The sequence below is a fragment of the Thioalkalivibrio sp. ALE22 genome (assembly GCF_000381445.1).
Lineage (GTDB): Bacteria > Pseudomonadota > Gammaproteobacteria > Ectothiorhodospirales > Ectothiorhodospiraceae > Thioalkalivibrio.
In genome coordinates, this window is sequence record NZ_KB906499.1 from 75174 (window position 1) to 95015 (window position 19842).

At 67.3% G+C, this 19842-nt stretch carries 20 protein-coding genes; 18 read left to right on the forward strand and 2 right to left on the reverse strand.

All coding sequences use genetic code 11. The features are described from left to right. From yidC to F793_RS0100465, 18 genes are all read left to right on the forward strand, one after another. Complete coding sequence (gene yidC / locus F793_RS0100380) at nucleotides 1-1701, forward strand: membrane protein insertase YidC (RefSeq protein ID WP_018881975.1); 1701 nt, start codon at nucleotides 1-3, stop codon at nucleotides 1699-1701. Nucleotides 1702-1708: 7 nt separating this feature from the next. Beyond that, nucleotides 1709-3025, forward strand: coding sequence for a tRNA uridine-5-carboxymethylaminomethyl(34) synthesis GTPase MnmE (gene mnmE / locus F793_RS0100385; protein ID WP_018881974.1), 1317 nt, complete (start codon nucleotides 1709-1711; stop codon nucleotides 3023-3025). Between the two features lie 111 nt (nucleotides 3026-3136). Further along, a complete protein-coding gene (gene mnmG / locus F793_RS0100390; protein WP_018881973.1) occupies nucleotides 3137-5011 on the forward strand; it encodes a tRNA uridine-5-carboxymethylaminomethyl(34) synthesis enzyme MnmG in 1875 nt (624 codons plus the stop codon). After that, entirely contained in the window at nucleotides 5001-5624 is a 624-nt protein-coding gene (gene rsmG, locus F793_RS0100395) for a 16S rRNA (guanine(527)-N(7))-methyltransferase RsmG (protein WP_018867613.1), read from the forward strand. Before mnmG ends, rsmG begins: the two co-directional genes overlap by 11 nt. Nucleotides 5625-5627: 3 nt before the next feature. After that, nucleotides 5628-6383, forward strand: coding sequence for a ParA family protein (locus tag F793_RS0100400; RefSeq protein WP_018867614.1), 756 nt, complete (start codon nucleotides 5628-5630; stop codon nucleotides 6381-6383). A gap of 44 nt (nucleotides 6384-6427) precedes the next feature. Continuing rightward, complete coding sequence (locus F793_RS0100405; protein WP_018881972.1) at nucleotides 6428-7270, forward strand: ParB/RepB/Spo0J family partition protein; 843 nt, start codon at nucleotides 6428-6430, stop codon at nucleotides 7268-7270. 167 nt (nucleotides 7271-7437) lie between these two features. Next, nucleotides 7438-7824 carry an ATP synthase subunit I gene (locus F793_RS0100410; protein WP_018867616.1) on the forward strand — a complete coding sequence of 129 codons (387 nt, stop codon included), beginning with the start codon at nucleotides 7438-7440 and terminating at the stop codon, nucleotides 7822-7824. A 31-nt stretch (nucleotides 7825-7855) separates the two neighbouring features. Further along, nucleotides 7856-8698, forward strand: coding sequence for a F0F1 ATP synthase subunit A (atpB, locus tag F793_RS0100415; protein WP_018867617.1), 843 nt, complete (start codon nucleotides 7856-7858; stop codon nucleotides 8696-8698). 53 nt (nucleotides 8699-8751) lie between these two features. Beyond that, nucleotides 8752-8988 carry a F0F1 ATP synthase subunit C gene (gene atpE, locus F793_RS0100420; RefSeq protein WP_012983953.1) on the forward strand — a complete coding sequence of 79 codons (237 nt, stop codon included), beginning with the start codon at nucleotides 8752-8754 and terminating at the stop codon, nucleotides 8986-8988. 53 nt (nucleotides 8989-9041) lie between these two features. After that, nucleotides 9042-9512 carry a F0F1 ATP synthase subunit B gene (locus F793_RS0100425; protein ID WP_018867618.1) on the forward strand — a complete coding sequence of 157 codons (471 nt, stop codon included), beginning with the start codon at nucleotides 9042-9044 and terminating at the stop codon, nucleotides 9510-9512. 9 nt (nucleotides 9513-9521) lie between these two features. Next, nucleotides 9522-10058, forward strand: coding sequence for a F0F1 ATP synthase subunit delta (locus F793_RS0100430; RefSeq protein ID WP_018867619.1), 537 nt, complete (start codon nucleotides 9522-9524; stop codon nucleotides 10056-10058). Between the two features lie 13 nt (nucleotides 10059-10071). Further along, nucleotides 10072-11613 (forward strand): F0F1 ATP synthase subunit alpha, encoded by a 1542-nt coding sequence (gene atpA / locus F793_RS0100435; RefSeq protein WP_018867620.1) that lies wholly within the window; start codon nucleotides 10072-10074, stop codon nucleotides 11611-11613. Nucleotides 11614-11625: 12 nt separating this feature from the next. Next, nucleotides 11626-12486 carry a F0F1 ATP synthase subunit gamma gene (gene atpG, locus F793_RS0100440; protein WP_018867621.1) on the forward strand — a complete coding sequence of 287 codons (861 nt, stop codon included), beginning with the start codon at nucleotides 11626-11628 and terminating at the stop codon, nucleotides 12484-12486. 58 nt (nucleotides 12487-12544) lie between these two features. Continuing rightward, on the forward strand, nucleotides 12545-13921 hold the full coding sequence (atpD, locus tag F793_RS0100445; RefSeq protein ID WP_018867622.1) for a F0F1 ATP synthase subunit beta: 1377 nt from the start codon (nucleotides 12545-12547) through the stop codon (nucleotides 13919-13921). A gap of 13 nt (nucleotides 13922-13934) precedes the next feature. Then, entirely contained in the window at nucleotides 13935-14354 is a 420-nt protein-coding gene (locus F793_RS0100450) for a F0F1 ATP synthase subunit epsilon (RefSeq protein WP_018867623.1), read from the forward strand. A 79-nt stretch (nucleotides 14355-14433) separates the two neighbouring features. After that, nucleotides 14434-15816 (forward strand): bifunctional UDP-N-acetylglucosamine diphosphorylase/glucosamine-1-phosphate N-acetyltransferase GlmU, encoded by a 1383-nt coding sequence (gene glmU / locus F793_RS0100455; protein WP_018881971.1) that lies wholly within the window; start codon nucleotides 14434-14436, stop codon nucleotides 15814-15816. Nucleotides 15817-15819: 3 nt separating this feature from the next. Further along, the gene (glmS, locus tag F793_RS0100460) at nucleotides 15820-17670 is read left to right on the forward strand and encodes a glutamine--fructose-6-phosphate transaminase (isomerizing) (protein ID WP_018881970.1); all 1851 of its coding nucleotides are present in this window, start codon (nucleotides 15820-15822) and stop codon (nucleotides 17668-17670) included. A gap of 102 nt (nucleotides 17671-17772) precedes the next feature. Beyond that, the gene (locus tag F793_RS0100465; RefSeq protein ID WP_017943077.1) at nucleotides 17773-18069 is read left to right on the forward strand and encodes a hypothetical protein; all 297 of its coding nucleotides are present in this window, start codon (nucleotides 17773-17775) and stop codon (nucleotides 18067-18069) included. 310 nt (nucleotides 18070-18379) lie between these two features. Here the strand turns inward: F793_RS0100465 and dtd are convergent, their stop codons facing one another. Next, nucleotides 18380-18826, reverse strand: a complete 447-nt coding sequence (gene dtd, locus F793_RS0100470; RefSeq protein WP_018881969.1) for a D-aminoacyl-tRNA deacylase — start codon at nucleotides 18824-18826, stop codon at nucleotides 18380-18382. After that, a complete protein-coding gene (pip, locus tag F793_RS0100475) occupies nucleotides 18823-19809 on the reverse strand; it encodes a prolyl aminopeptidase (RefSeq protein ID WP_018878248.1) in 987 nt (328 codons plus the stop codon). The genes dtd and pip overlap by 4 nt, the downstream gene beginning before the upstream one ends. Nucleotides 19810-19842 lie beyond the last annotated feature (33 nt).

The window sequence follows — 19842 nt, forward strand, 5'->3', positions numbered from 1 at the left end:
ATGGATAACCTTCGTCCCCTCCTGTGGCTAACCCTGGCCTTTGTCCTGTTCCTGATGTGGCAGGCCTGGAATCAGGATTACGGCACTCCCTCCCAGCCGGATCGTACCGCCGAGCAGGCCGAGGAGGATCCGGACGCGCGGCCGGAGGATGTGCCGGACGCGCCGCAGTTCGAGTCGGAGGACCAGCCGCGCGCGGACGATGCGCCGCAGGTCAGTACGCTGCAGGAGCCGGACCGCCGCCAGATCACGGTGCGCACCGACACCCACGAGATCCTGATCGATACCCGTGGCGGTACGCTCCTGCGGGCGGACCTGCTGCAGTATCCGCGGGACCTGCAGGACGATCCGCTGGTCCCTGTGCGCCTGTTCGACCATCGGGTCCGGGGCTATGTTGCCCAGAGCGGCCTGACCCATGATCGGGTCAACGACCGTTCCATGGAGGGTCGCGCCCCGTCGCATCACGCCAATTTCAAGGTCGACCAGGACCGCTTCGAACTGGCCGAGGGTCAGGACACCCTCGAGGTCCCGCTGCGCTGGACCTCCGAGGATGGCGAGATCGAGGTCATCAAGACCTATACCTTCACCCGCGGCTCGCATCTGATCGAGGTGGACTACGAGGTCCACAACCGCTCGGATTCCACCTGGAGCGGTCGCCAGTACCGTCAGCTGCGTCACGGCCCCACGCCCGACCGCGAGTCCTGGTGGCTTTACACCTTCACCGGTGCCGCCTATTTCGATGGGAGCTACGAGCGCGAACGCTTCGAGTCGCTGCGCGACGACCCCATCCAGGCGCGCATCCAGGGTGGCTGGGTCGCGATGATTCAGCACTACTTTGTGTCCGCCTGGGTCCCGGGCGAGGACGAGGTCAATGCGCTCTATGCCCGCGCGGTGCCGGGCGAGGTGGGTGACGAGTACCTGATCGGCCTCCACTCCGAATCGATCCAGATCCCGGCCGGCTCCAGCGGCGCATTTTCCACGCGCCTGTGGGTGGGCCCGAAGCTGCAGGACGAGCTTTCCCAGATCGCACAGGGTCTGGAGCTGACCGTCGACTACGGCATCTTCACCTTCCTGTCCAAGCCCCTTTTCTGGCTGCTGGACAAGATCCATGCGGTGGTCGGCAACTGGGGCTGGGCGATCGTCATCCTGACGATCCTGATCAAGCTGGCGTTCTTCAAGCTGTCCGCGACCAGCTACCGCTCGATGGCGCGCATGCGCAAGGTCGCGCCCAAGCTGCAGGCCCTGAAGGAGCGCTACAAGGACGACAAGCAGCGCATGAACCAGGCGCTGATGGACCTGTACAAGAAGGAGAAGATCAACCCGCTGGGTGGCTGTCTCCCGATCCTGGTGCAGATCCCGGTATTCATCGCCCTGTACTGGGTGCTGCTGGAGAGTGTGGAACTGCGTCAGGCCCCGTGGTGGCTGTGGATCCAGGATCTGTCCTCACGCGATCCGTACTTCATCCTGCCGATCCTGATGGGCGTGTCCATGTTCGTGCAGTACAAGCTGAACCCGCCGCCGATGGATCCGGTGCAGCAGAAGATCTTCATGGCGCTGCCGTTCGTGTTCACCGTGTTCTTCGCCTTCTTCCCGGCAGGTCTGGTCCTGTACTGGTTCACCAACAACCTGTTCTCCATCGCCCAGCAGTGGTACATCACGCGCAAGATCGAGGCTGGACAGGACCCGGAAAAGAAAAAGGAGTAGGCGCCGCGTGACCGTGACGGACACTATCGTCGCGGTCGCCACCCCGCCGGGGGTCGGCGGAATAGGCGTCGTGCGCCTGTCGGGCGCCGAGGCGCTGGAGATCGCACGGCGCCTGACCGGGCGCGACAGCCTGCGACCGCGCCATGCCCACTACGGCCGCCTCATCGATCCGGCCAGTGGCGAGGCCATCGACGATGGCCTGATCCTCTATTTCCCCGCCCCCCATTCCTTCACCGGCGAGGACGTGGTCGAGCTGCAGGGGCACGGCAGCCCGGTGCTGCTGGAGGCGCTGGTCGCGGCGTCGGTCGATCTCGGGGCCCGCCGCGCGCGGCCGGGCGAATTCACCGAACAGGCCTTTCTGAACGGCCGCCTCGACCTCGCGCAGGCGGAGGCCGTCGCCGACCTGATCCATGCCCAGACGGCCGAGGCCGCGCGCCTGGCCCGCTCCAGCCTCGATGGTGCGCTGGCCGCGGAGCTGGAGCCGGTCTCCCGCGCGATCCGCGACATGCGCGTGGTCATCGAGGCCGAGATCGACTTCGGCGAGACCGATCTTGAATCCGAGGCGGCCCCGGACATCGCCCGGCGGGCGGAGGAACTGCACGCCACCATCGTCGCGTTGCTGGAGCGCCTGCGCCCGGCCCGGTACTTCGCCCAGGGCCTGCGTCTGGCCCTGGTGGGGGCCCCGAATGTCGGCAAGTCCAGCCTGATGAACCGCCTGGCCGAGAGTGAGGTGGCGATCGTCACCGACCGCCCCGGGACTACGCGCGACGTGCTGCGCTCGCCGATCGCCATCCACGGCATCCCGGTCGAGTTGATCGACACCGCCGGACTCCATGCCAGCGACGACCCGGTGGAGCGGATCGGCATGGAGCGCGCGCGCGAGGCGGCGACCGGGGCCGACCTGATCCTGGAGCTGCGGGACCTGACCCGACCGGAGGCCGTCCCCGATCTGGAGGCCGCGCCCGAGATCCCGCGTCTTACGGTCTGGAACAAGCAGGACTGCGTTGCAAAGGATTCCCTTCCAGGCGAGGGGATCGCCATCTCCGCGCGCACGGGTGCGGGCATCGAAGCACTGAAGCAGGCGATCGTCGAGCGCCTGGGCGCCGGCGAGGGCGGGCAGCAGCGATTCAGCGTGCGCGCGCGCCATCTCGAAGGTCTGCGTTCGGCCGCCCACCACCTGGCCGCGATCGACGCGCAGGCCCCGCCGGATGTGATTGCCGAAGAGCTGCGCCTGGCCGAGGCCGCGCTGGATGCCCTGCTGGGTCGCCAGGACCACGAGGCCCTGCTCGGCGAGATCTTCGCCGGGTTCTGCATCGGCAAGTGATGGCGCAGGGAAACATGGATCCCCATGCGGCCGCTTCGACGCCGCCGCCACTCCTGCTAAACTGCTGATTTTACGTTTTCGGGCCGACCACCGGCCGGGCTTGCAGAGGTCATGGCAGAAACATTCGATGTCATCGTGATTGGCGGCGGACACGCCGGCACCGAGGCCGCACTGGCCGCGGCACGCGCGGGTGCGCGCACGCTGCTGCTGACCCACAACATCGAGACCATCGGCCAGATGAGCTGCAATCCGGCGATCGGCGGCATCGGCAAGGGCCACCTGGTGAAGGAGATCGATGCCCTGGGGGGCGTGATGGCACGTGCGGCGGATGCCGCCGGCATCCACTTCCGCATCCTCAACCGGCGCAAGGGCCCGGCGGTGCGCGCGACCCGCGCCCAGTCCGACCGGCAGCTCTACCGCCAGGCCATTCGCCAGTTCGTGGAGGCCGAGCCGAATCTGGAGATCTTCCAGCAGCCGGTGGCCGACATCACCATGGAGGGCGATCGTGCGACCGGCGTGGTCACCGAGGCGGGGACTGCGTTCCAGGCCCGTGCCGTCGTGCTGACGGTGGGGACGTTCCTCAACGGCCAGATGCACACCGGGCTGACCCGGCAGCCGGGCGGTCGCGCGGGCGATCCGCCGAGCGTGCGCCTGGCCGCGCGCCTGCGCGAGATGGCCTTTGCGGTCGGGCGCCTGAAGACCGGCACCCCGCCGCGCATCGACGGGCGCAGCGTCGACTTCGCGCGCCTCGAGGTGCAGCCGGGCGATGACCCGCGCCCGGTGTTCTCGTTCACCGGCTCGGCCGACGACCACCCGGCCCAGCGCCCCTGTCATATCGCGCGCACCAGCGAGAAGACCCACGACCTGATCCGCGCCAACCTCGATCAGGCCCCGATGTATTCCGGCCAGATCGACAGCACCGGACCGCGCTACTGCCCCTCGATCGAGGACAAGGTGGTGCGCTTTGCCGACAAGACCAGCCACCAGGTCTTCGTCGAGCCGGAAGGGCTGACCACCCAAGAGCTCTACCCGAACGGGATCTCCACCTCCCTGCCCTATGCGATCCAGGTGCCGCTGGTGCAGAGCATCGAGGGCTTCGAGCACGCCCGCATTACCCGTCCGGGCTACGCGATCGAGTACGACTACTTCGACCCGCGTGGCCTGCGCCCGTCGCTGGCCACGCGCGAGGTGGCCAATCTGTTCTTCGCCGGGCAGATCAACGGCACCACAGGATACGAAGAGGCCGCGGCGCAAGGCCTGGTCGCCGGGCTCAATGCCGCCCGCCTGACCCGGGACGCCGAACCCTGGATCCCGCAGCGTTCCGAGGCCTACATCGGCGTGCTGATCGACGACCTGGTCACCCGCGGCACGCAGGAGCCCTACCGCATGTTCACGTCGCGCGCCGAGTACCGGCTGCTGCTGCGCGAGGACAACGCGGATCTGCGCCTGACCCCGGTCGGCCGCGAGCACGGCCTGGTCGATGATGCCCGCTGGGCACGGTTCGAGCGCCGCGCGGCGGCGATCGAGTCGGAGATGAGCCGGCTGGCCCAGACGCGACCGGACCGCGATCAGCGCAGCCGCCCGGACCTGGTCGAGCTCCTCGGCAAGGCCCCGGACCCGGATGCCACGCTGCTCGACCTGCTGCGCCGGCCGGAGGCCGACTATGACGCCCTGATGCAGGCCCTCCCGGAACTGGATGCGGGTTGCGCCCCGGACGTGCGCGAGCAGGCGGAGATCCAGGCCCGGTACGCCGGCTACATCGAGCGCCAGCAGGCCGAGATCGAGCGCCAGGCCAGCGCCGAGCAGACGGCCCTGCCGGACGGTCTCGACTACGACCGGGTCCACGGCCTGTCCAACGAGATCCGCCAGAAGCTGGCCGAATTCCGTCCGCATACCCTGGCCCAGGCCCAGCGCATTCCCGGCGTGACCCCGGCCGCGCTGTCGGCCCTGGCCGTACATCTGAAGCAGCGCGCCAGTGGCGAGTGAGGACTGGGGGGCGCGGCTCGCGTCCTGTGCCGATGCCTGGGACCTGGATGCCCGCGCCCGCGAGGTGCTGGCGACGTACCTCGCCGAGCTCCAGCGCTGGAACCGGGTGCACAACCTCACCGCGGTGCGCGATCCCGCCTTGCTGATTCCACGTCACGTACTCGACAGCCTGACCCTGCGCCCGTATCTTCAGGGCGAGCGCGTGCTCGACGTGGGCACCGGGGCCGGGCTCCCGGGGTTCATCCTGGCCGCGACCGAACGCGAGCGCGACTTCTGTCTGCTGGACAGCGCGGCCAAACGCATCCGCTTCCTGCGTAACGTGATCGGCCTGACCGGTCTGGCGAACGCCGAGGCGATCCACGCGCGCATCGAGGACTTCCACCCCGAGGCGCCGTATACCACCGTGCTGTCGCGGGCGTTCAAGGCCCCGGCCGAGATGCTCGCGCGGGTCGCGCACACCGTGGCGCCCGGGGGGCGGGTGCTGGCCATGCTCGGACAGCGGCGGGTGGTCGATGACCCCCTGCCGGCGCCCTGGGCGTACCGCCGGGTGGATCCGGTTACCATTCCCGGCGAGGTGGCCGAGCGCCACGTTGCCATTATCGAGAGAGCCTGAGCCGTGACCGATACACTGGCGATCACCAATCAGAAGGGCGGGGTCGGCAAGACCACCACCTGCGTTAACCTGGCCGCATCGCTGGCGCGCCTGGGCAAGCGCGTACTCGTGGTGGACATGGATCCCCAGGGCAATGCCACCACCGGCTCCGGCGTGGACAAGCATGCCGACGACCCCACCTCCTGCGAGGTGCTGCTGGGCCAGGCCACGGTCGCCGAGGCTGCCCACCGGGTCGAGGCCGGCTACGACCTGGTCCCGTCGAACGGCGACCTGACCGTGGCCGAGGTCCGGCTGATGGAGGCCGATCGCCGCGAATACCGCCTGCAGGATGCGCTGGGCGCGGCCGCCGCGAACTACGATCACATCCTGGTCGACTGCCCGCCGTCGCTGAACCTGCTTACCGTCAATGGCCTGGTCGCCGCCGACGGCGTCGTGATCCCGATGCAGTGCGAGTATTACGCCCTCGAGGGTCTGACCGCGCTGATGCGCACCATCGAGAGCATCCAGCGCGGGCCGAACCCGAAGCTGCGCATCTCCGGGTTGCTGCGCACCATGTTCGACCCGCGCAACCGCCTGTCCGGCGACGTCTCCGAACAATTGACCGGCCATTTCGGCGACCGTGTGTTCCGCACCGTGATCCCGCGCAACATCCGCCTGGCCGAGGCCCCCAGTTTTGGCCAGCCGGCCTTGTTGTATGATGCCTCCTCGCGCGGCGCGGTGGCCTACCTGGCCCTGGCCGGCGAGATGTTGCGGCGCTGACGCCGCCCGTCCCCCCAACCGACTGTCTGCAGGAACGATCGACCATGGCGAAACGTGGACTGGGCCGCGGCCTCGATGCCCTCCTCTCCGGCGCCCAGGCCGGCGGCGACGAAGCCGACAGCCTGGATCAACTCCCGATCGAGCAGATCCGGCGTGGCAAATACCAGCCGCGCGTGCATATGGCCGAGGCCGCCCTGGCGGAACTCGCGGACTCCATTCGTGCCCAGGGGATCGTGCAGCCAGTCGTCGTCCGGCGGCTGGAGGATGGCTACGAACTGATCGCCGGCGAACGCCGCTGGCGCGCGGCCCAGATCGCGGGGCTGGAGACCGTGCCGGCGGTGGTGCGCGAAATCCCCGACCAGGCCGCCGCCGCGATGGCCCTGATCGAGAACATCCAGCGCGAGGACCTGAACCCGCTGGAGGAGGCCCAGGCGATCCGCCGCCTGATCGGGGAGTTCGAGATGACCCACCAGGCCGCGGCCGATGCCGTGGGCCGCTCGCGCACCTCGGTGACCAACCTGCTGCGCCTGCTGGAACTCCACGACAGCGTGAAGGAACACGTCAACGAGGGCCGCCTGGAAATGGGCCATGCGCGCTGCCTGCTCGCTGTTCCCCTCGACGATCAGCCGGGGGTGGCCGCCACCGTCGTCAAGCGCGGGCTCTCCGTGCGCGCAACCGAACAACTGGTGAAGAAGGTCCTGGCCGCCACCCCGGAGCCGAAGAAGGACACCGGACCCTCGCCCGAAGTCCGGCAACTGGAAAGCCGCCTGTCCGACCAGCTCGGCGCCCCGGTGCAGGTGCGCTACAACCGCCAGGGCAAGGGTCGCCTGGTCATCGAGTACAACAGCCTCGACGAGCTCGACGGGATCCTCGAACACATCCAGTAGAGGCCGCGGACTCCCCGCGCCAATCCTCCCGGCAACGCCGTCCGCGCGCCCCGCCCGCACCGGGCCCAAACCCCTGCTTACAGCCCCATAACGGTTTGACCTAATAGAAGGGCGCTCTTATACTACGCGCACTTTTTGGGAGAGGGGTGGGTGTGCCCATCCGCTGAATGACACCGCGACGCTTCAGACACGCCTTACAATCGCTGGGTCTGCAGCTCGCCTTAACGCTGATTCTGTCGGGCCTGCTTCTGGCCCTGTTCCCCCCGATCGTGGCGATCTCGGCCGCGGTGGGCGGCATGACCGCGACCCTCGGCAACGCCGTGGCCGCGGTCGTCGTGTTTCGGCCCTATCGAGCCGATCAGGTGGGCTCGCTGACCGCCCGCATGATGGGCGCACAGCTGGGACGACTGGCAATCATCGCGGTGGCATTCGGGGTGGCGTTCGCTTACCTGGACGAGCCGGACCTACCGGCCCTGTTCGGCATCTTCCTCCTGGTGCACCTGGCCCCCCTGTGGTGGCTGCACCGGGTTTCTGATCAAGCAATGACGAGATAACTGCATGGCTTCAGAAAGCGAACTGCCCACGATGGAAGAGCACATTGCTCACCATCTCACGAACCTCACCTTCGGGCTCCACCCCGAGAACGGACTGAGCTTCGCCTCGACCAGCACCGAAGCCGCCGAGATGGGCTTCTGGGCGATCCATGTCGACTCCATGCTCTGGTCGATCGGTCTGGGTCTGCTGTTTATCCTGACGTTCCGCGCCGCGGCCAAGAAGGTCACCGCCGGCGTCCCGGGCGGCTGGCAGAACTTCGTCGAAATGACCATGGACTTCGTCAACGACAACGTCCGTGGTTCCTTCAAGCACAAGAACGACATGGTCGCGCCGCTCGCGCTGACCATCTTTGTCTGGATCTTCCTGCTCAACCTGATGGACCTGGTGCCGGTGGATCTGCTGCCGCACATCGCCTATCTGCTGGGCATCCCGTACTTCAAGATCGTGCCCACCACGGATATCAACGTGACCGCCGGCCTCGCGCTGGGCGTGTTTATCCTGATCATCTACTACTCGCTGAAGATCAAGGGCCCGGTCGGCTTCATCAAGGAACTCACGGGTATCCCGTTCCAGACCAACATCGTGTTCCTGAAGCCGATCTTCTGGACGATCAACTTCGTCCTGGAGTTCATCAACCTGCTGGCCAAGCCGGCCTCGCTCGCCCTGCGACTGTTCGGCAACCTCTACGCCGCGGAAATGATCTTCATCCTGATCGGCGTGATGTACTCCGCGGGCCTGATCCTGGGTCTGGCCGGCGGCGTGCTGCATGTCGGCTGGGCGATCTTCCACATCCTCGTGGTGCCGCTGCAGGCCTTCATCTTCATGGTGCTGACCGTCGTCTATCTGGACATGGCGTACAGCGAAGACCACTGATTCCGATCTTCCTACTCAACTGACTGTTTCAACACTCGACTGGAGATACAAAAATGGAAATGGCAAACGCTCTGATCGTTCTGGCTGGCTCTCTGCTCCTGGGTCTGGCCGCTGTCGGCGCCGCGATCGGCGTGGGCACCCTGGGTGGTCGCTTCCTGGAAGGCGCCGCGCGTCAGCCGGAACTGATCCCGATGCTGCGTACCCAGTTCTTCATCGTCATGGGTCTGACCGACGCCGTGCCGATGATCGGTGTGGGTATCGGCCTGTACGTTCTGTTCGCCCTGGGCTAAGAGGCTGACCGAGTCCCGAGGATCCCTCACACTCGTCAACCCGAGGTAGCAGGATGAATATCAATCTGACCATCATCGGCCAGCTGCTCGCGTTCAGCGTCTTCGTGTGGTTCACGATGCGCTACGTCTGGCCGCCCATGTCCAACGCCCTGGAAGAGCGTCGCAAGAAGATTGCCGACGGTCTCGCCGCAGCGGAGCGCGGCGAGAAAGAGCAGGAGCTCGCCCAGGAGCGTGCGACCGAGGTGATCAAGGAAGCCAAGCAGCAGGCCAACGAGATCGTCGCCTCCGCCCAGAAGCGTGCCAACGATCTGGTCGAGGAGAGCAAGACCACGGCCCGCGAGGAAGGCGACCGCATCAAGGAAGCGGCGCAATCCGAAATCGAGCAGGAGCTCAATCGCGCGAAGGAAGAGCTGCGCAAGCAGGTCTCCGAACTGGCGGTTGCCGGCGCCGAGCAGATCCTGGCCAAGGAGATTGACGCCAAGGCCCACGGCGATCTGCTCAAGAAGCTCGCGGCCAAGCTCTAAGGAGACGTTATGTCAGACCTGATTTCGGTCGCCCGACCCTACGCCCGCGCGGCATTCGAGCGGGCCCGCGAGGCCAAGGATCTCGCCGGCTGGGCCGAGCAGCTCGAGTTGCTGGCGGCGATCGCCAGCGACTCGCAGATGCACAGTCTCCTCTCCAACCCGCGGCTCCCGCGTGCCGATCGCGCCCAGCTGGTGCTGGACGTGGCCGGTGACAAGGTCGGTGCCGAGGCCGGCAATCTGGTGCGCCTGCTGGCGGAGAACGGCCGCCTGCCGGCCCTTCCCGCCGTCCGTGACGCCTTCGAGGAACTCAAGGCCGCCGCGGAACAGCGCGTGCACGCCGATGTCACCGCCTTCCGCAAGCTCACGCAGGCGCAGGAGAAAGAGATCCACGACGCCCTGGTCAAGGGCCTGGGCTGCGAAGTCGATCTCGAATGCTCAGTCGACAGCTCCCTGCTGGGGGGCGCCATCATCCGCGCCGGCGACCTGGTAATCGACGGCTCCGTGCGAGGCCAGCTGAACCGCCTGGCTGCCAATTTGAGTCGCTAAGAGGATATTTAACATGCAACTGAATCCCTCCGAGATCAGTGATCTGATCAAACAGCGCATCGAGAAATTCGATGCCTCCTCCGAGGCCTCCAACGAGGGCACCGTGGTCAGCCTGACCGACGGTATCGCGCGTGTGCACGGCCTGGGTGACGTCATGCAGGGCGAGATGCTCGAGTTCCCCGAGGACACCTTCGGCATGGCGCTCAACCTCGAGCGCGACTCCGTCGGCGTCGTGATCCTGGGTGACTACAAGCACATCAAGGAAGGCGACACGGTCAAGTGCACCGGCCGCATCCTCGAGGTCCCGGTGGGCGAGGCCCTGCTCGGTCGCGTGGTGGACTCCCTGGGTCGCCCGATCGACGGCAAGGGCCCGGTGAACACCGACGTGACCAGCCCGATCGAAAAGATCGCCCCGGGCGTTATCGAACGCCAGTCCGTCGACCAGCCGCTGCAGTCCGGCATCAAGGCGATCGACGCCATGGTTCCGGTCGGCCGCGGCCAGCGCGAGCTGATCATCGGCGACCGTCAGACCGGCAAGACCGCCGTGGCGATCGACGCGATCATCAACCAGAAGGACTCCGGCGTTAAGTGTATCTACGTCGCCGTGGGCCAGAAGGCCTCGTCGGTTGCGTCCGTGGTGGCCAAGCTGGAAGAGGCCGGCGCGATGGAGAACACCATCATCGTCGCCGCCAACGCCTCCGAGTCGGCCGCGATGCAGTTCATTGCCCCGTATGCCGGCTGCGCGATGGGCGAATACTTCCGCGACCGTGGCGAAGACGCCCTGATCGTCTACGACGACCTGACCAAGCAGGCCTGGGCCTACCGTCAGGTCTCCCTGCTGCTGCGCCGCCCGCCGGGCCGCGAAGCCTATCCGGGCGACGTCTTCTACCTGCATTCGCGTCTGCTGGAGCGGGCCTCCCGCGTGAACGCCGAGTACGTGGAAGAAAAGACCAACGGCGAGGTGAAGGGCCAGACCGGTTCGCTGACCGCGCTGCCGATCATCGAGACCCAGGCCGGCGACGTGTCCGCGTTCGTGCCGACCAACGTGATCTCGATCACCGACGGCCAGATCTTCCTCGAGACCGACCTGTTCAACTCGGGTATCCGTCCGGCGATCAACGCCGGTCTGTCGGTCTCCCGCGTGGGTGGTTCGGCGCAGACCAAGATCATCAAGAAGCTCGGTGGTGGCGTGCGTCTGGCGCTGGCCCAGTATCGCGAGCTGGCGGCATTCTCGCAGTTTGCCTCCGATCTGGACGAACTGACCCGCAAGCAGCTGGATCGCGGCAAGCGCGTGACCGAGCTGATGAAGCAGGGTCAGTACCAGCCGATGTCCATTGGCGAGATGGCCTTCTCCCTGTATGCCGCGAACGAGGGCTACCTCGACGACGTCGAGGCGGAAAAGGTCGTGAGCTTCGAAAAGGAACTGATCGCCTATGCGCGTTCCTCGCAGAAGGAGCTCCTGGACGAAATCAACAGCACTGGCGACTACAACGACTCCATCCAGGAAAAGCTGAAGAAGGCCCTGGAAGAGTTCAAGGCCAAGCACAGCTGGTAACGGGAGCACGCAATGGCGGGCACTAAGGAGATTCGGACGCAGATCAAGAGTATCCAGAATACTCAGAAGATCACCAAGGCGATGGAGATGGTCGCCGCGTCCAAGATGCGCAAGGCCCAGGACCGTATGGAAGAGTCCCGGCCCTACGCGCAGAAGATCCACGACGTGATCGGTCACGTCGCCATGGCGAATGCCGAGTACAAGCATCCGTTCATGGTGGAGCGCGAAGTGAAGCGCGTGGCGCTGATCATCGTGTCGACCGATCGCGGCCTCTGCGGCGGGTTGAATACCAACCTGTTCAAGAAGGCTGTCGGCGAGATGCGCCGGTACCGCGACGAGGGTGTCGAGGTCGATCTCTGCGTGGTGGGCAACAAGGCGCTGCAGTTCTTCAAGCGCCTTGGCGGCAACATCGTGGCCGAAGCCAAGGATCTCGGTGACCGTCCGCACATCAACGACCTGATCGGGTCGATCAAGGTGGTGCTGGACAACTTCCGCGACGGCAAGGTGGACCGCGTCGTGCTGCTGGAGAACAAGTTCGTCAACACGATGACGCAGCAGCCCGAGGTGACCCAGCTGCTGCCGACGGCGCCGAGCCGGGACGAATCGCTCAAGCACCACTGGGATTACATCTACGAGCCCGACACGCATCCGGTGATGGATACGCTGCTCGAGCGCTATGTCGAGTCCCTGATCTACCAGGCGGTGGTCGAGAACGTGGCCTGCGAAATGGCCGCGCGCATGGTGGCGATGAAGTCCGCCTCCGACAACGCCGGCACGATGATCAAGGACCTGCAGCTCGTCTACAACAAGGCGCGCCAGGCCGCGATCACCCAGGAGATCTCCGAGATCGTCAGCGGCGCGGCCGCGGTCTAGCGCCCGCCGTCACGTATCGGTCGACTCGGCACGAATTACGACTTACGAGGATGAACAAATGAGTTCTGGAAAGATTGTCGAAATCATCGGCGCCGTCGTGGATGTGGAGTTCCCCCACGGCGAAGTGCCCAAGGTCTACGACGCCCTGACCCTGGAAAACGGCCTGACCCTGGAAGTCCAGCAGCAGCTGGGTGACGGTGTCGTGCGCACGATCGCCATGGGGACCACCGAGGGTGTGAAGCGTCAGACCCCGGTCACCGCGACCGGCAAGCCGATCTCCGTGCCGGTCGGCAAGGGGACTCTGGGCCGCGTGATGGACGTCCTCGGTCGTCCGGTGGACAACGCCGGCGACGTGGAGGCCCAGGAGACCTGGTCGATCCACCGCGCCGCCCCGACCTTCGACGAGCAGGCGGGCTCCACCGAGCTGCTGGAAACCGGCATCAAGGTCATCGATCTGCTGTGCCCCTTCGCGAAGGGCGGCAAGGTCGGCCTGTTCGGCGGCGCCGGCGTGGGCAAGACCGTCAACATGATGGAGCTGATCCGCAACATCGCGATCGAGCACTCCGGTTATTCGGTGTTTGCCGGCGTGGGCGAGCGTACTCGTGAAGGGAACGACTTCTATCACGAGATGAAGGACTCCAACGTCCTCGACAAGGTGGCCCTGGTCTACGGCCAGATGAACGAGCCGCCGGGCAACCGTCTGCGCGTCGCGCTGACCGGTCTCACCATGGCCGAGTTCTTCCGTGACGAAGGCCGCGACGTGCTGATGTTCATCGACAACATCTACCGCTACACCCTGGCCGGGACCGAGGTCTCCGCGCTGCTGGGTCGTATGCCGTCCGCGGTGGGTTACCAGCCGACCCTGGCGGAAGAGATGGGTGTGCTGCAGGAGCGCATCACCTCAACCAAGAAGGGTTCGATCACTTCCATCCAGGCCGTCTACGTGCCGGCGGATGACTTGACCGACCCGTCCCCGGCCACGACCTTTGCGCACCTGGATGCGACCGTCGTGCTGTCGCGCCAGATCGCCGAGCTGGGGATCTACCCGGCGGTGGATCCGCTGGATTCCACCTCGCGCCAGCTGGACCCGCAGATCATTGGCCAGGAGCACTACGACACCGCCCGTGCGGTGCAGGGTACCCTGCAGCGCTACAAGGAGCTGAAGGACATCATCGCGATCCTCGGGATGGACGAGCTGTCGGAAGACGACAAGCTGGTCGTGGCCCGCGCGCGCAAGATCCAGCGCTACCTGTCGCAGCCGTTCTTCGTGGCCGAGGTCTTCACCGGGGCGCCCGGCAAGTACGTGTCCCTGAAGGACACCATCCGTGCGTTCAAGGCGATCGTCGACGGTGAATACGACCACCTGCCGGAGCAGGCCTTCTACATGGTCGGCACCATCGAGGAAGCCGTCGAGAAGGCCGAGAAGCTCGGCTAAGGAGCAAGGCGTTATGCCCATGAATATGCATGTGGATGTGGTCAGTGCGGAGGAGTCCATCTACTCCGGTACGGCCCTGATGATCGCCGCGCCCGCCGAAGGTGGCGAGGTCGGCGTATATGCCGGGCATACCCAGATGCTCGCCCGGCTCAACCCGGGCGAACTGCGCATCCAGGAAAAGGAAGGCGCCGAGCCGCAGCCGGTGTTCGTATCCGGCGGCATCCTCGAGGTCCAGCCCTACCACGTAACCGTCCTCGCGGACACCGCAGTGCGGGCCAAGGACCTCGACGAGGCCGAGGCGCTGGAGGCCAAGAAGCGCGCGGAGGAGGCCCTGGAGAACTCCAAGGCCGACTTCGACTACGCCAAGGCCCAGGCGGAGTTGGTCGAGGCGGCCGCCCGCCTGCAGATGATCCAGAAGCTGCGCCGGAAATAATCCGGCGAATTGCGACGGATGACCTACCCCAAGGGCCAACCATCTCGGTTGGCCCTTTATCATTGCAGCCATGCCTGAAATGACACCCCTCCATCTCGTGGTACTGGCCGCCGGCAAGGGCACGCGCATGCGTTCGCGCAAGCCGAAGGTCCTGCAGCCCCTGGCCGACCGGCCCCTCCTTGCCCACGTACTCGACCGCGCAGCCGCGCTGGACGCCGCCGCCTGCCACGTCGTGGTGAGCCACCAGCAGGAACGCGTGCGCGCCGCGTTCGCGGAATCGACGCTGCCCCTCGACTGGATCGATCAGGGTGAGCCCCGCGGAACGGGACACGCGGTGTTTCGCGCGCTGGAACATGTCCCCGATGCAGCGCGCGTGCTGGTGACCTACGGCGATGTGCCGCGGATCCCGGTCGCCGACCTCGAGGCCTGCGCGGCGGGCGATGGGGTGACCGTGCTCGCCGCGCGTGTTGCCGATCCCGGGGGCTACGGGCGCCTGATCCTGGCCCCGGACGGCGCCCTCGAGCGAATCGTCGAGGACAAGGAGGCGTCGATCGACGAACGGGCCGTGGATCTGATCAATACCGGGGTCCTGGCCGCGCCGGCGGGCGATCTGCGCCGTTGGCTGGCTGCCTGCGAGCCGGCATCGGGTGGCGCGCGCGAGTGGTACCTGACCGACGTGGTCGCCGCGGCCCGCGCCGACGGATCCGCGGTCACGGTTGCCGAGAGTCGGGATCCGGCCGCGGTGCTCGGCGTGAACGATCGCGCCCAGCTGGCCGTCCAGGAACGGCTCTACCAGCAGGCGCAGGCCGCCGACATGATGCGCGACGGCCTGGCACTGGCCGATCCCGACCGTGTCGATGTCCGAGGCGTTCTCACCTTCGGGCAGGACTGCACCCTGGACGTGAACGTCGTGATCGAGGGCACGGTCACGCTGGCGGATGATGTCTACATTGGCCCCGGCTGCGTGCTGCGCGACTGCCAGATCGGGTCGGGCACGCAGATCGCGGCGCACAGCATCCTCGAGGGGGTGCGGGTGGACGCGGATGCCCGGATCGGGCCGTTTGCGCGCCTCCGGCCGGGCACGGTTCTCGGCACGGGCGCGCGGGTCGGCAACTTTGTGGAGATGAAGAACGCCACCCTCGGTCCGGGAGCGAAGGCGAATCACCTGACGTATGTCGGTGATGCCCGGGTAGGGGCGGGCGCGAACCTGGGCGCCGGCACCATCACATGCAATTATGACGGGGCCAACAAGCACCACACCGAGATCGGCGAACGGGCCTTTATCGGCTCGAACACCGCGCTCGTGGCGCCCATCCGCATCGGCGACGATGCCACTGTGGGTGCCGGGTCCACCCTGTCCGACGACGTCGAGCCGGGTGCCCTGGCGCTCACGCGCGCCCGGCCCCGCACCATCCGCGACTGGCCGCGTCCGAAGAAGACCAGCAAGAACAAGGAGAGCTAACCCATGTGCGGTCTGGTGGCAGGCATCGGCGAGCGCAACCTGGTCCCCGTCCTGGTGGAAGGGCTTCACCGCCTGGAGTACCGGGGCTATGACTCCGCCGGCGTGGCGGTGGTGAACGACGGGGCGGTTGCCGACATCCGCGCCATCGGCAAGGTGGCGGCGCTGGAGCAGCGCATCGACGCCGCCGGCCTGCAGGGGCGCGTGGGCATCGCCCACACCCGCTGGGCCACACACGGTGCCCCGAGCGAGGAGAATGCCCACCCCCATCGCTCGCGGGATGGCCGCGTGGCGATCGTGCACAACGGCATCATCGAGAACCATGCGGACCTGCGCTCGCGTCTGGACGCTGCGGGCTGGCCCTGCGTGTCGGCGACCGACAGCGAGGTCATCGCCCACCGGCTGGAACAGGCGCTGGAGGCCGGTGCCACCCCGCGAGAGGCGATGCGCAGCACCTGCGCCGAGCTCCAGGGGGCCTACGCCATCGCCGCGGTGTTCGCGGACTTCCCCGACGAGCTGATCGTCGCCCGCTCCGGGAGCCCGGTGCTGCTCGGCCTGGGGATTGGCGAGACCTTTGCCGCCTCCGACGTGCAGGCCCTGCTCCCGGTGACCCAGCGCTTTGTCGACCTCGAGGACGGCGACATCGCCCGTCTGACGCGCGCCGGCGTCGAGGTCGAGGATGCGCGCGGGGCCCCGGTCGAGCGCGGCATCCGCGAGAGTCGTTGCCAGGTGAACGTCGCGGATCGTGGCGAATACCGGCATTTCATGCTCAAGGAGATCTACGAGCAGCCCCACGCCCTCGAGGAGACGTTGTCCGGTCGCCTCGGCGAAGCGGCCATCCTCGAAAACATCCTCGGCCCGGGCAGTGACGAACGGCTCGCCGACGTCGCCGCCGTCCAGATCGTGGCCTGCGGCACCAGCTATCACGCCGGCATGGTCGCGGCCCACTGGATCGAGGAGCACCTGGGCCTGCCGGCGCGGGTGGAGGTCGCCAGCGAGTACCGCTACCGCCGCCATGTCCTCGCCCCCGGCACGCTGCTTGTGGTGATCTCCCAGTCCGGTGAGACAGCCGACACCCTCGCGGTGCTGCGCCAGTCCCAGGAGGAGCCGTTCCTCGCCCGCCTGGCCATCTGCAATGTCCCCGAGAGCACCATGGCGCGCGCGGCCGACCTGATCCTGATGACGCACGCCGGCCCGGAGATCGGTGTCGCCTCCACCAAGGCCTTCACCACCCAGCTCGCCGCCCTGGGGATCCTGGTCCTGCTGCTGGGTCAGGTCGCGACGGCCGCCCGGATGCCGGCCAGCGACCGTGCCGCCGCTGTCGCGGCCCTGCGGGGTCTGCCGGATCAGGTCGCGCGGATCCTCGCCCTGGACACCCCCATCGCGCGGATCGCCGAGGACCTGCTGGAACGCCAACACGCCCTGTTCCTGGGCCGGGGCGCGTATTTCCCGATCGCCCTGGAGGGTGCCCTCAAGCTGAAGGAGATCTCCTACATCCACGCCGAGGCCTATCCCTCGGGCGAGCTGAAACACGGCCCGCTGGCCCTGGTCGATACGGAGATGCCGGTGATCGCGGTCGCCCCGGACGACGCCCAGCTGGAAAAGCTCTCCAGCAACCTGCAGGAGGTTCGGGCGCGGGGCGGGCAGCTGATCGTGATCGGCGAATCCAGCGCCGCACGGGCGCTGGCCCCGGAAGACACCTGGATCGGCCTCCCGCAGAACGAGGCCCTCAGTCCCTGGCTGGCGCCAGTCCTGTTCACCATCCCGCTGCAGTTGCTCGCCTATCACACGGCCGTGCTGAAGGGCACCGACGTGGACCAGCCGCGCAACCTCGCGAAGTCGGTCACCGTCGAATAACGCGCCGCGCCAAACCGCTCGTTCCATCAGGAAACGCTTGTATTCGCGCCCCGGGTCGGCTAGATTCGGGCGCGCTTGAACAATCTGTCACAGGAGTCCCTCATGGATCAGCAAGAGCTCAACAACCGCTGCGTCACCCTGTTCCAGTCCCCGCGCATCCAGACCAAGCTCTGGAACCCGCGCATGTTCTGGGAAGTGGGCCGCAAGCTGAACACCACCCCGGACGAACTGACCCAGCCGAAGGTCGACCTGTGCGAGCTGGAAGTGATGCTCTCCGCTGCCGCCTACGAGCCGTCGCAGTGCGCCGACAACCTGAACCAGCGCGAGGCCGGCCGTGCCGACTTCATCCGTCGCGCGGTCCAGTCCGGCCAGCGTCCGTTCCTGCGCCGCGCGGCCTGATCCGCGCCCGCAGCGAACCCCGCGCTGTCCCTGGAGACCCGGCCCTGTGCCGGGTCTCTTCGTTTCCGGCCCCGCAAACCATTTTGGTCACCACAGAGCACACACAGGACACGGAGAAAGTACGGAGGGGCTTGGAGCGAATCCCTTCGCCGGGCCGCCGGCGCGGCCACGGCATCCGCAGCACGCGAGCCGGGACCTTCTCTGCGTCCTCTGGGCCCTCTGTGGTGCTATCGCCCTTCTTCGTGCCTTCGTGCACTTCGTGGTGCAACCCGCCCTTGACCTCGTTTCCGTTTCCGTCGCCTGTCGCGGGTTACTGGCCACGGGCCTCCAGCCAGAAGGTGACCGGCCCGTCGTTGGTCAGGCTCACCTGCATGTCCGCGCCGAAGCGACCACTGGCCACCGGTGCGTGGCGTTCCCCGGCCCGCCGCACCAGATAGTCGAACAGTGCCGCCCCGTGTTCCGGGGTGGCGGATCCCGAGAAGCTCGGGCGCATCCCCTTGCGGGTGTCGGCCGCGAGGGTGAACTGCGGCACCAGCAGCAGCCCGCCGCCGGCCTCGACCAGGCTCCGGTTCATCCGGCCCTCGGCGTCGGCGAAGACCCGGTAGCCCAGCAACCGGTCGAGCATGCGATCTGCGCCCGCCTCGGTGTCGTTCGGCTCCACCGCGACCAGCGCGAGCAACCCCGGCCCGATGGTCCCGACTGCCTCCCCGTCGATCGCGACCCGGCCCTCGGTGACGCGCTGGATCACCGCGATCACGCGCGCGCTCCCCCGGTCCCGGGCTCCACCTGCCCCGCCAGGTCGGCGGCCAGCCGGTCGGTCGCGGCCACCAGGCGGCGCAGGATCCCGGGCTCGGCGGCCGAATGGCCCGCATCCGGCACGATCTCCAGCTGCGCCTGTGGCCAGGCCCGGTGCAGCGCCACCGCCTGGTTGACCGGACAGACCACGTCATAGCGCCCGTGCACCAGCGTCCCGGGGATCCCCGTCAGCCGCCCCGCGTCGCGCAGCAGCTGATCCGGCTCGAGGAAGGTGTCGTGCATGAAATAGTGGCACTCCAGCCGCGCGAGGCTGACCGCGACGTCCGGGTCCTCGAAGTGGGCGATGACATCGGGGTTCGGCACCAGACAGGATGTGCGCCCCTCCCAGCCCGACCAGGCCCGGGCCGCGGCCTCGCGCACCGGGCGTTCCGGGGAGGTAAGCCGCCGGTAGTAGGCGCCCACCATGTCGTCGCGCTCGGTCTCGGGGATCTGCGCCTCGTACTCGGCCCAGGCCTCGGGGAACAGACGGTCGGCCCCGGACTGGTAGAACCACTGGATATCCTGCGGCCGGCACAGGAAGATCCCGCGCAGCACCAGGCCCAGCACCCGCTCCGGATGCGTCTCGGCGTAGGCCAGGCCGAGGGTGGAGCCCCAGGACCCCCCGAATACCACCCAGCGCTCGATCCCCAGGTGCTCGCGCAGGCGCTCGATGTCCGCGACCACGTGCCAGGTGGTGTTCGCCTCCAGACCGGCATGCGGGGTCGAGCGCCCGCAGCCCCGCTGGTCGAAAAGCACGATCCGGTAGCGTTCCGGGTCGTAGAAGCGCCGGTGCCAGCTCTCGCAGCCCGAGCCCGGTCCGCCATGCAGGAATACCACCGGGATCCCGTCGGGATTGCCGCACTCCTCGAAGTAGAGTTCGTGGCCGTCGCCGACCGCCAGGCGGCCCATCCCGTGGGGTTCGATCTCGGGGTACAGTGCGTCCATCAGGGGTCTCCGGCCAAAACCCCGAGTGTCGCC